The sequence below is a fragment of the Gulosibacter sediminis genome (genome assembly GCF_014904065.1).
GTDB classification, from domain to species: domain Bacteria; phylum Actinomycetota; class Actinomycetes; order Actinomycetales; family Microbacteriaceae; genus Gulosibacter; species Gulosibacter sediminis.
Window position 1 is genome coordinate 152544 of record NZ_JACXJG010000005.1, and the last position, 11657, is coordinate 164200.

The window sequence follows — 11657 nt, forward strand, 5'->3', positions numbered from 1 at the left end:
GATGTCGCCCAGGGCGGCGGCCAAGATGCGTCAAAGCACGAGGACGCGCTCGCCGCGATCCGCGCGGCCCTGCAGGCCAACTAGTGCGCCGCGGCGTTCGCTTCGCCGTCGACGTCGGCAAAGCCCGCATCGGGGTCGCCCGCAGCGACCCCGATGGGCTGCTCGCCGTGCCCGTCGAAACGGTGAAGCGCGACCTCGAGGGTGACACGCACATCCGCCGACTCGTCGAACTCGTCGACGAGTACTCGGTGATGGAGGTCATCGTCGGTCACCCGCTTAACCTGCGCGGCGAGTCGACGCCCTCGACTGAGGATGCGATCGGCGTTGCGCGCGAGCTCGCGGCCGCGATGACAGCACCCGTGCGGCTGCTCGACGAGCGCCTCACGACGGTGTCGGCGGCGAAGCAGTTCCGCGCGAGCGGCAAACAGGCGTCGCGCTCGCGTGACCAAATCGACCAAGCCGCGGCAGTAGTACTGTTGCAAGACGCACTTGAGCGGGAACGCTCGAGCGGAATGCCGCCGGGCGCCGCACTCGACTAATCCGCGAGGAGCCTCGTGACCAACGAAGATCACCAGCAGCCTGCCGATGATCAGCAGCCGATCACGCGACGTGAGGCTCGAGAGCGTGAGCGGGAACGACTCGCGCGTGAGCTGAAGGCGCAGAACACCGGGCCGCTCGACGTCTCGGAGGCTGCGGCATCAGCCCCGGCAGGGTCGCAAACCGAGCCAGCTGGCGCACCGCAGCCCTCGTCAACGCCGCCCTCGCGCGCTGAGGCAGCCGACCACGACCCCGTTGCCGAGATCTTCAGTTCGACGATCGACGAGCGGTCGTCGAAGGGTCGCGGTCGCGGTCGGCGTCGCCGTGGACGCGGTTGGATCGCGATGCTCGTGGCATTGCTCGTGCTCGTCGGCGGCGCGTTCTGGGGTTGGCAGCTCGTCGGCGACCGCATTCTCGGCATGTTTGGCATCCACAATGACGACTTTGAGGGCACCGGCAACGGCACCGAGGTCGACTTCAGCATTCTTGAGGGCGACACCGGCACGACGATCGCGACCCGGCTGCAGGAGAAGGGCGTGATCAAGGAGTCGACCGCGTTCATCCGCGAAGTCACGTCGCAGACCGAAGAGCCGCAGTTCTACCCGGGCACCTACGGGCTCGAGGAGGAAATGAGCGCGGCCTCGGCGCTCGAGGTGCTCACCGACGACACGGCGCGCATCGAAAACACCGTGACGATTCCCGAGGGCACGGTCGCGTCTGACATCTATACCCTCGTCGAGTCGAACGTCGGCATCTCGGTCGACGAGCTCCAAGCCGCGGCGAAAGACCCCCAATCGTTCGGCCTGCCCGACGAGGCCGAGAGCTTGGAGGGGTTCCTATTCCCCGCCACCTACACGTTCGAACCCGGCGTCGACGCGACGACGGTGCTGCAGACGATGGTCGACCGCACCTACCAGTCACTCGACGCGGCCGGCGTGCCCGACGACCAGGTGTGGGACATCATCCGCATGGCCTCACTCGTCGAGAAGGAGGCGCGCATCACCGAGGACTTCTACAAGGTCGCGCGCGTCTTCTACAACCGCCTCGACATCGACATGCCGCTCCAGTCCGACGCGACGGTGACGTATGGCACCGGCGAGTACGACCGGGCCGCGACGACCGACGACGAGCGCAACAATGAGGACAACCCGTACAACACCTACGTGCACACGGGCATGATTCCCGGTCCGATCTCGAACCCGGGCGACACCGCGATCGACGCCGCGATGAACCCGGCCGACGGCCCCTGGCTCTACTTCGTCACCGTCAACCTCGAGACGGGCGAAACGGTGTTCTCGGAGACCTACGAGCAACACCAGCAGGCGGTCAACCAGTGGCTCGCCTGGATGGAAGAGCACCCGGACTACGGATAGCCCGCATGACGAACGAACGCTACCCCGTGGTGCCCGAGGGTTTCAACGATAGCGAGCCACCGCGCGGCATCGGTTCGCAGCGGCTCGCCGTGCTCGGCGACCCCGTCGGCCATTCGCGGTCGCCGCAGCTGCAGCTCGCGGCGTACCGCGCGCTCGGGCGCCGGTGGGAGTATTCCCGGTGGCGCATCCCTGCTGGACAGCTCGCGGCTGCGCTCGACGCGCGCAGCCAGGGCTGGCGCGGTTTCTCGGTGACGGCGCCGCTCAAAGCCGAAGCGCTCGCGTTCGCGAGCGAGGTGAGTGCGGATGCGCGGCGCAGCGGCGCCGTGAACACGCTCGTCTTCGATTCGCTCGAGCCGGGCGCCCCCGCACGGGGCGAGAACACCGACATCCCGGGTATTGTCCGGGCGTTTGGCGAACGCGACCTCGAGCGCATTGAAGGTGTCGCCCACGTGCTCGGCGCGGGGGAGACCGCGGCGAGCGTCGCGATTGCCGCCCAGCGCCTCGGCGCCTCGCGGGTTGAGGTCTACGCGCGTCGCCCCGAGCGGGCGGAGGCCCTCGCCGAGCGCCTCGGCGACGGCGTCACCGGCCGCACGCTCGCGGACTGGGTGCTCGGTGACGACACGGCGTTCGTCGGCGATACCGTGCCTGGGGGCTACGCGCTGGCCAACGACATCGGTGCCGTGCCCGCGGGCGCCGCGCTGCTCTCGGCGGCCTATCACCCTTGGCCAACGCCGCTCGCTGAGCGGTGGCAGGACGCCAGCGCTCCGGTGGTCACCGGCCTCGACATGTTGCTCCACCAAGCGGTACTCCAAGTGCGGCTATTCGGCGGCGACGCGATCGACGAGCCGCTGCCGAACGAGGCCGAGGTCGTCGAGGCAATGCGCGCCGCGCTGTCGTGAGAGAATGGGGGAATGCTTCGTTGGCTGACCGCGGGGGAGTCTCACGGCCCCGAACTGCTCGCTGTTCTTGAGGGACTGCCCGCCGGCGTCCCCATTTCCAAGGCCGAGGTGCAGGCCGACCTCGCGCGCCGCAAACTCGGCTATGGCCGTGGCGGCCGCATGAAGTTTGAGGCCGACGAACTCACGCTCTCGTCGGGCGTGCGGCACGGCGTGACGATCGGGTCGCCCCTTGGCATTCGCATTCAGAACACCGAGTGGCCGAAATGGACCGAGGTCATGAGCCCCGAGCCTGTCGGGCCCGAGGTGTTCGAGACCGGCCGCGGCACGCGCCTCACCCGCCCCCGACCCGGTCACGCCGACCTCGTCGGCATGCAGAAGTACGGCTTCGAGGAGTCGCGTCCCGCCCTCGAGCGCGCGAGCGCCCGCGAGACCGCCGCCCGCGTCGCCCTCGGGGCGGTCGCGAAGAAGTTCCTCGCCGAGCTCGGCATCAGCACCGTCAGCCACACCGTCTCGATCGGCGACGTCGCCCTGCCCGATGACGCACCCCGGCCACTGCCCGACGACGTCGAGCGGCTCGACGGCGACCCGGTGCGCTGCGTCGATGAGGCGACGAGTGCCGCCATGGTGGCGCGCATCGACGAGATTCGCCACACGGGCGACACCATCGGCGGTCTCACCGAGGTGCTCGTCTACGGCCTGCCTCCGGGGCTCGGCTCGTACGTGCACTGGGACCGCCGGCTCGACAGTCGCCTCGCAGGAGCGCTCATGAGCATCCAGGCGATCAAGTCGGTCGAGGTCGGCGACGGCATCGAGACGACCCGCCGCCCGGGCACCGCGGCGCACGACCCGCTCTACGCGGTCGAGGGTGAGATTCGCCGTTCCTCCGACCGCGCCGGCGGTATCGAGGGCGGCATGACGACGGGCGGCGTGCTCCGCGTTCGCGTCGGTATGAAGCCGATCGCGACGGTGCCCCGCGCGCTGCACACCGTCGATGTCGCCACCGGCCAGAACGCCACCGCGCACCACCAGCGTTCTGACGTCACGGCCGTGCCCGCCTCGGGCGTCGTCGCCGAGGCCATGACGGCGCTCGTACTCGCGAACGCCGTCGTCGAGAAGTTCGGCGGCGATTCGCTCGAGGAGGTGCGCCGCAACCTCGGCAGCTACCTCGCGTCGATTCCCGAACACCTGCACACGAACCCCGAACTCGTCGACCCCGACGCGGTCGATGAGGAGGTCGACGAGACGCCGATGGGCGACTCGCGCAGCGAGTGGCGCGTATGAGCCTCGTGTTCATCGGGCCGCCCGCGGCCGGTAAGACCCGGGTCGGCAAGCGGCTCGCGCGCAAGCTCGGGGCCACCTATGCCGACACCGACAAACTCATTGCACGCGAGCACGGCGCGATTGCCCAGTTCATTCCCGAACACGGCGAGCAAGAGTTTCGCCGCATCGAGCGCAACACTGTGCACGCGGCACTCGCGGCCTACGAGGTGGTCTCACTCGGCGGCGGTGCGATCCTCAACGAAGACACCCAGGCGCAGCTTGCAAGCGGCGAACACACCGTCGTACTGCTGATCGCCTCGCCCGAGGCGATCAGCGAGCGCATCAGCGGCAAGACGAACCGGCCGCTGCTCAACGGCATCGACTCGTGGGTTGCGACCTACGAGGCCCGCCGCGAAATCTACGAGCGGCTCGCGCACCTCACGGTCGACACGAGCTTTCGCCCCATGTGGCAGGTCTCGAACGAGGTGCATCGCTACCTCAAGCGCATCGGTTCGCCGCTCATCCGCAATTCCAGCCCCGCACAAGCCGACAACTAGGAGAATTCGTGACCAACGACATCACCACGCTCGAGGTCGAGGGCCCGCACGGGCCCGTGCTCGTGGGGCGAGGACTGATCGCGAATCTTGACCAACACCTGCCGAAATTGCTCGGCGACACGGCTGAGCAGGTATTCATCATCCACCAGCCGTCGCTTGGCGCGATCGCCGAGCAACTGCGGATGCAGCTCACGCCGCACTTTCGACGCGTGCTCATGGCCGAGATTCCGGATGCGGAAGACGCGAAGCGTGCGCAGGTCGCGGAGTGGCTGTGGCAGCTGCTCGGCCAGAGCGACTTCACCCGCACCGACGCGATTATCGGCCTCGGCGGCGGCGCGACNACCGACCTCGCCGGCTGGGTCGCGGCCGCATGGCTGCGCGGCGTGCGCGTTGTGCAGGTGCCCACCACGGTGCTCGGCATGGTCGACGCCTCGATTGGCGGCAAGACCGGCATCAACACGAACGAGGGCAAGAACATGGTGGGCGCGTTCCACCCGCCGGTCGGCGTCGTCGCCGACCTCGACGTGCTCGACCAGCTGCCGCGCAACGAGCTCGTCACCGGCTTTACCGAGGCGGTCAAGGTCGGCTTCATTCACTCGCCCGAGATCCTCGACCTCATCGAGGCCGACCCCGAGCGCGCGACCGACCCGACGAGCGACGAGTTCCGGCGCATCCTCGAGCTGTCGATCCAGTACAAGCTCGAGGTGACCGCGGCCGACCTTCGCGAGAGCGGTGGCCGCGAGATGCTCAACTATGGGCACACGCTCGGACACGCGATCGAGCACACCGAGCGGTACCAGTGGCGCCACGGCGCCGCCGTCGCGATCGGCATGCACTACGCGGCCGAGCTTGCCCGGCTCTCGGGCCGGCTCAGCGACGCGGCAGCCGACCGGCACCTGCGCATCCTCAAGCTGCTCGGCCTGCCGACCGGGTACCCGGCCGACCGCTGGGCGACCCTGCTGTCGGTGATGCACCGCGATAAGAAGGCGCGCGGCAAGCTGTTGCGTTTCGTCGTGCTCGACGACATCGGCCACCCCACGATCATGACCGCGCCCGACGAGAGCCTGCTCTTTGCGGCCTACCAGGAGATCGCCTCCTAACCGCTCGAGGGCGCAACCGCGCGGCGAACGGTCGCGGGTACGGGCGCGCTATGCTAGAGCGTCGAAAATTTGAAAGGAAACTCAGATGGCAACCACCGCTGATATCAAGAACGGGATCGTGCTGATCATCGACGGTCAGCTCTGGCAGGTAATCGAGTTCCAGCACGTCAAGCCCGGCAAGGGTGGCGCCTTCGTGCGCACGAAGCTGAAGAACATCGTCCAGGGCAAGACGGTCGACCGCACGTTCAACGCAGGTTCGAAGATCGAGACCGCGATCGTCGACCGCCGCGACTTCCAGTACCTCTACCAGGACGGCGATGGCTTCGTCTTCATGGACCAGTCCGATTACGACCAGCTCACCGTCCCGTCGACGATCGTCGGCGACGGCGCGAAGTTCCTGCTCGAGCAGCAGGAAGTTCAGATCGCCATGTACCAGGGCGAGCCCCTCTACATCGAGATGCCGGCCTCGGTCGTGCTCGAGATCACCTACACCGAGCCCGGCCTGCAAGGCGACCGTTCGAACGCCGGCACGAAGCCCGCAACCGTCGAGACCGGCGCCGAGATCCAGGTGCCTCTGTTCGTGAACCAGGGCACCCGCGTCAAGGTGGACACCCGCACGGGTGACTACCTGGGCCGCGTGAACGACTAGTGAGCGCCCGCACCAAGGCCCGCAAGCGGGCCATGGACATGCTGTTCGTGGCCGATGTCATGGAGCGCGAGCTGCGCGACGTGCTCGCCGAAGAGCAGGCCAAGGCGCTGCACGAGCCCGAACGCGAGGCCTCGTGGCGCTATGCGCGCGAGATCATCGAGGGCTACCTCGAGCACGAGCACGACATTGACACACGCATTGAGGCGACGGCGAACGGCTGGACCCTCGAGCGCATGCCGAGCGTCGACGCCGCGATCCTGCGCATCGGCGTGTGGGAAATCATCTATAACGGCGAGGTGCCGGCCGAGGTCGCCATCAACGAGGCGATCACGGCGGCGGGGGAGTACTCGACCGACGACTCCTCGCGCTTTATTAGCGGCGTGCTCGGCACGATCGCCGATGGCAACGCCACCGCGTAACCAGCGCATCCCTTCACCGCGCCGTGCACCCGAGTCTGGCTCGGGGCACGGCGCGTTCGCATTCGAGGTAAGATAGACGCCGGTAGATCGTCCTTTAATGAGCCGTCCAGAGAGGCGGAGAAGGGGGTCGAACGTGACGGAACGCGAAGTGCTCCAGTCCGACGACGTCGAACGTGTCCTGAAACGGATTTCACACGAGATTCTCGAAGCCAACGCTGGTGGCGAGGAAGTCATCCTCCTCGGCATCCCCACTCGCGGCGTGCCCCTCGCTCGCCGTCTCGGCGAGTTGATCGCCCGCATCGAGCACCGCGAGGGCTCCGTCGACGAGTTCGTCGGCGAGATCGATATCACCCCGTATCGCGACGACCTGCGCAGCCGGCCCCTCACCGAGTCGCACCCGACGCGCATCCCGCTCAGCGGCATTGACGGCAAGACCGTCGTGCTCGTCGACGACGTGCTGTTCTCGGGCCGTACCGTGCGAGCCGCGCTCGACGCGCTCAGCGACCTCGGCCGCCCGCGGGTGGTGCAGCTTGCGGTGCTCGTCGACCGCGGCCACCGCGAGCTGCCGATTCGGGCCGACTTTGTCGGCCGCAACCTGCCCTCCGCGCGCAGCGAGCGCATCTCGGTCGAGCTGCGCGAAATCGACGGCGCCGACCGCGTCGTCATCACCGATGGGGGTCGCGCGTGAAGCACCTCATCTCGACCCGCGACCTGAGCCGCGACGACGCCCTGCTGCTGCTCGACACCGCCGCCGACATGGCCGCGACCCAGCGTCGAGAGGTGAAGAAGCTGCCTGCCCTGCGCGGGATCACGGTCGTCAACCTGTTCTACGAGGACTCAACGCGCACGCGCATCTCCTTCGAGGCCGCCGAAAAGCGCCTCAGTGCCGACGTCATTAACTTCGCCGCCAAGGGGTCGAGCGTCTCGAAGGGAGAGTCGCTCAAGGACACCGCCCAGACGCTGCACGCGATCGGCGCCGACGCCGTGGTGATTCGCCACCCCTCCTCTGGCGCACCGCAGCTGCTCGCCGACCGTGACTGGATCGACGCGCCCGTGCTGAACGCGGGCGACGGCATGCACGAGCACCCCACCCAGGCGCTCCTCGACGCCTACACGCTCCGCGAGCGCCTGCACGGCGACGCCGCGCGGGGGCACGACCTCGACGGCGTCCACGTCGTCATCGTCGGCGACATCCTGCACTCCCGCGTCGCGCGTTCGAACGTGTGGCTACTCACGACGCTCGGCGCGCGCGTCACGCTCGTCGCGCCGCCGACGCTCCTGCCGTCGGACACCTCGCACTGGCCAGCCGAGGTCAGCTACGACCTCGACGCCGTGCTCGCGACCCGCCCCGACGCGGTGATGCTGCTGCGCATCCAGGGCGAGCGGATGCGCGACGCCTACTTCCCCCACACACGCGAGTACGCTCGGATGTGGGGCCTGAACGCCGCCCGCTTCGAGCGGCTCGGTGGCGACACGCTGATCATGCACCCGGGCCCAATGAACCGTGGCCTCGAGATCTCCTCGGTCGCCGCGGATTCGCCGCAGTCGACCGTGCTCGCGCAGGTCGCAAACGGCGTGAGCGTGCGGATGGCCGCACTGTACCTACTTTGCTCCGGAGCTCGAGAGGCTGGCGACAAATGACCCTTCTGCTGACCGGGGCGCAGCCGTATGGCGAGCAACCGCGCGACCTGCTCATCGTCGACGGTGTGATCCGCGAGGTGGCCGAGCCCGGCACCATCACCGCGCCCGAGGGTGCCGAGACGATCGATCTCCGCGGTCAGGTGCTGCTGCCCGGGCTCGTCGACCTCCACGTGCACCTGCGTGAGCCCGGCTTCGAGTCTTCCGAGACCGTCGCCACGGGCTCCCGCGCCGCCGCGAAGGGCGGCTTNACCACGATCTTTGCGATGGCGAACACCTCACCGGTGCAGGACACCGCGGGCGTCGTTGAGGCGGTCTGGGCCCTCGGCCGAGACGCCGGCCTGGCCGACGTGCGTCCCATCGGCGCGGTCACGGTGAGCCGCGCGGGCGAGCAGCTCGCCGAGCTCGGCTCGATGGCCGACTCGCGTGCCGGCGTGCGCGTGTTCTCTGACGACGGTGACTGCGTGTTTGACCCGCTCATCATGCGGCGCGCGCTCGAGTACGTGCGGGCCTTCGACGGCGTCGTCGCGCAGCACGCCCAGGAGCCGAAGCTCACGGTCGGCGCGCAGATGAACGAAGGCGCCGTTTCGGCCGAGCTTGGCCTCGGCGGCTGGCCCGCCGTCGCCGAATCGTCGATCATCGCGCGTGATGCGCTGCTCGCCGAGCAGACCGGCTCCCGCGTGCACGTCTGCCACGTCTCGACCGAGGCCGCGATCGAGGTAGTGCGCTGGGCGAAGGCCCGCGGCATCGACATCACCGCCGAGGTGACCCCGCACCACCTCATCCTGACCGAGGAGCGCGTGCGCGGCTTCGACGCCCGCTTCAAGGTGAACCCGCCGCTGCGCACCGACGCCGATGTGGTGGCGCTGCGCGCCGCCCTCGCTGACGGCACGATCGACGCCGTCGCGACCGACCACGCCCCGCATCCGCGAGATGCCAAGGAGCGCGAGTGGGACTTCGCCGCGATGGGCATGGTCGGCCTCGAGTCGGCCCTGCGTGTCGTGTACGCGACCATGGTCGAGCCCGGCACCATCACGTGGCAGGACGTCGCGCGCATCATGAGCGAGGCACCGGCTCGCATCGGCCGCGCCGACGACGCCGGCCGCCCCATCGCCGTCGGCGAGCCCGCGAACCTCACCGCCTTCGATCCGTCGGCCGGGGGAGAATTCACCGAGGCTGACCTCGCGGGCAAGTCCACCAACTCGCCGTTCCTTGGCATGCACTTGCCGGGCGCGGTCACCACCACGATCTTCCGCGGCGTCCCCACGCTGCGCGAAGGCAACGTCGTTATTCCGGGGGAGGAGTCCTAATGCCCGGTCCGATCATCGCCACTTCGTGCATCCTTGCGGTCTGCGCCATCATCGTTGGTGCCATGGCCCTCGGCTGGCGACGACGACAGCGAACGCAGACCGCCCTCGGCACTCCGGATGCCCTACCCGAGGGCCTCGGCGAGCCGCGCTTCGCGGTTGACGACGCCCACTACGTCGCGACCTCGACGACGGGCAACGCACTCGACCGCATCGCGGTGCGCCCGCTTGCCTACCGCGGCCGCGCCACCGTCGAGGTGCACTCCGACGGCCTCGCGGTCGGTATCGCCGGCGAGGACGCCTTCTTCATCCCCGTCAACAAGCTTGAGACCGTTGCGGTCGCGCAGGCGACGATCGACCGCGCCGTCGAGCGCGATGGCCTGATCGTCGTGCGCTGGCTGCTCGACCCGGACCACTCGGTCGAGACGTACCTGCGCGTCGTCAACCCCGAGCACCGCGAAAAGCTCATCGCCCGCATCGGCGACCTCATTGAACCCGCACCCACCACCCAGGAGACCGCATGATCACCACCGAACCTGCCGTACTCGTTCTTGAAGACGGCGCCCGTTACGAGGGCCTGGCCTACGGTGCACGGGGCGCACGACTCGGAGAGCTCGTGTTTACGACCGGCATGACCGGCTACCAGGAGACCCTGACCGACCCGAGCTACGCGGGGCAGATCGTCGTGCAGACGGCGCCGCACATCGGCAACACCGGCGTGAACCCCACCGACATGGAATCCGACCGCTACTGGGTCGAGGGCTACGTCGTGCGCGACCCGAGCCGCGTCGTCTCGAACTGGCGCGCGACGGGCGACCTCGAGGACGCGCTCGACGAGCAGGGCATCGTCGGCATCTCCGAGGTCGACACTCGCGCCCTGACGCGTCGCATCCGCAGCGAGGGCGCGATGCGCTCGGGCATCTTCTCGGGCGACGCCTACAACGACTCGCCGGAGGCCCAACTCGAGCAGGTGCGCGCCCAGCCGTCGATGGCCGGCCAGTACCTCTCCGACAAGGTGACGACCGAGGCCGCGTACCTGAGCGAGCACACGAACGACGGCGACGCGCTCGGCAAGGTCGCGCTGCTCGACCTCGGCATCAAGCTCGCCACGATCCGCAACCTCAACACGGCCGGGTTCGACGTGCACGTGCTGCCGGCGAACGTGACGGCCGACGACGTGCGCGCGCTCGGCGTCGACGCGCTCTTCTACTCGAACGGCCCCGGCGACCCCGAGGCGAATCAGCAGCAGGTTGAGCTGCTCGCCGAGCTGCTGCGGGATGGCCTGCCCTTCATGGGTATCTGCTTCGGCAACCAGCTGCTCGGGCGCGCGCTCGGCTTCGGCACCTACAAGCTGCCGTTCGGCCACCGCGGCATCAACCAGCCCGTGCTCGACACCGAGACCGGCCGCGTCGAGATCACGGCGCAGAACCACGGCTTCGCGGTCGACATCCCGATTGGTGAGCCCGTCGAATCGCCCGCCGGCTTCGGCCGCGTCGAGGTGAGCCACATTGGCCTCAACGACCAGGTGGTCGAGGGCCTGCGCTGCCTCGACATCCCCGCCTTCTCGGTGCAGTTCCACCCCGAGGCCGCGAGCGGTCCGCACGACGCGGCCGCCCTCTTCCTCCGCTTCCGAGACCTCGTGCTCGGCAACACGACCCCCGCGACGAACAACTAGGAGCCGACGAATACATGCCAAAGCGCACCGACATTAATAGCGTCCTTGTCATCGGTTCCGGCCCGATCGTCATCGGCATCGCGGCGGAGTTCGACTACTCCGGCACCCAGGCGTGCCGCGTGCTGCGCGAGGACGGCATCCGCGTCATCCTCGTGAACTCGAACCCGGCGACGATCATGACCGACCCGGACTTCGCCGACGCGACGTACATCGAGCCGATCACCCCCGAGGCGATCGAGAAGA

General features: G+C 68.6%; 14 protein-coding genes. All 14 read left to right on the plus strand.

Annotated features, from left to right (window positions below):
* Positions 1 to 83: 83 nt before the first annotated feature.
* Entirely contained in the window at positions 84 to 539 is a 456-nt protein-coding gene (gene ruvX, locus ID132_RS02625; RefSeq protein ID WP_125105837.1) for a Holliday junction resolvase RuvX, read from the plus strand.
* Positions 540 to 554: 15 nt separating this feature from the next.
* The gene (gene mltG / locus ID132_RS02630) at positions 555 to 1910 is read left to right on the plus strand and encodes an endolytic transglycosylase MltG (protein WP_193127790.1); all 1356 of its coding nucleotides are present in this window, start codon (positions 555 to 557) and stop codon (positions 1908 to 1910) included.
* Positions 1911 to 1915: 5 nt separating this feature from the next.
* Entirely contained in the window at positions 1916 to 2809 is an 894-nt protein-coding gene (locus tag ID132_RS02635; protein WP_193127791.1) for a shikimate dehydrogenase family protein, read from the plus strand.
* A gap of 12 nt (positions 2810 to 2821) precedes the next feature.
* Positions 2822 to 4090 (plus strand): chorismate synthase, encoded by a 1269-nt coding sequence (gene aroC / locus ID132_RS02640; protein ID WP_193127792.1) that lies wholly within the window; start codon positions 2822 to 2824, stop codon positions 4088 to 4090.
* Positions 4087 to 4626, plus strand: coding sequence for a shikimate kinase (locus tag ID132_RS02645; protein WP_193127793.1), 540 nt, complete (start codon positions 4087 to 4089; stop codon positions 4624 to 4626). Before aroC ends, ID132_RS02645 begins: the two co-directional genes overlap by 4 nt.
* Positions 4627 to 4634: 8 nt before the next feature.
* The gene (aroB, locus tag ID132_RS02650; RefSeq protein WP_193127794.1) at positions 4635 to 5726 is read left to right on the plus strand and encodes a 3-dehydroquinate synthase; all 1092 of its coding nucleotides are present in this window, start codon (positions 4635 to 4637) and stop codon (positions 5724 to 5726) included.
* Between the two features lie 85 nt (positions 5727 to 5811).
* Positions 5812 to 6375, plus strand: a complete 564-nt coding sequence (gene efp / locus ID132_RS02655; RefSeq protein ID WP_125105843.1) for an elongation factor P — start codon at positions 5812 to 5814, stop codon at positions 6373 to 6375.
* Entirely contained in the window at positions 6375 to 6794 is a 420-nt protein-coding gene (gene nusB, locus ID132_RS02660; protein WP_125105844.1) for a transcription antitermination factor NusB, read from the plus strand. Before efp ends, nusB begins: the two co-directional genes overlap by 1 nt.
* 133 nt (positions 6795 to 6927) lie before the next feature.
* On the plus strand, positions 6928 to 7482 hold the full coding sequence (gene pyrR / locus ID132_RS02665; protein WP_241209067.1) for a bifunctional pyr operon transcriptional regulator/uracil phosphoribosyltransferase PyrR: 555 nt from the start codon (positions 6928 to 6930) through the stop codon (positions 7480 to 7482).
* Complete coding sequence (locus ID132_RS02670) at positions 7479 to 8435, plus strand: aspartate carbamoyltransferase catalytic subunit (protein WP_125105846.1); 957 nt, start codon at positions 7479 to 7481, stop codon at positions 8433 to 8435. Before pyrR ends, ID132_RS02670 begins: the two co-directional genes overlap by 4 nt.
* A complete protein-coding gene (locus ID132_RS02675; protein ID WP_193127795.1) occupies positions 8432 to 9742 on the plus strand; it encodes a dihydroorotase in 1311 nt (436 codons plus the stop codon). Before ID132_RS02670 ends, ID132_RS02675 begins: the two co-directional genes overlap by 4 nt.
* Entirely contained in the window at positions 9742 to 10263 is a 522-nt protein-coding gene (locus ID132_RS02680; protein WP_125105848.1) for a PH-like domain-containing protein, read from the plus strand. Before ID132_RS02675 ends, ID132_RS02680 begins: the two co-directional genes overlap by 1 nt.
* Positions 10260 to 11414 (plus strand): glutamine-hydrolyzing carbamoyl-phosphate synthase small subunit, encoded by a 1155-nt coding sequence (gene carA / locus ID132_RS02685; RefSeq protein WP_125105849.1) that lies wholly within the window; start codon positions 10260 to 10262, stop codon positions 11412 to 11414. The genes ID132_RS02680 and carA overlap by 4 nt, the downstream gene beginning before the upstream one ends.
* A gap of 14 nt (positions 11415 to 11428) precedes the next feature.
* On the plus strand, positions 11429 to 11657 hold a 229-nt coding region (locus ID132_RS13480; protein ID WP_235988241.1), incomplete at its 3' end, for a carbamoyl phosphate synthase preATP-grasp domain-containing protein.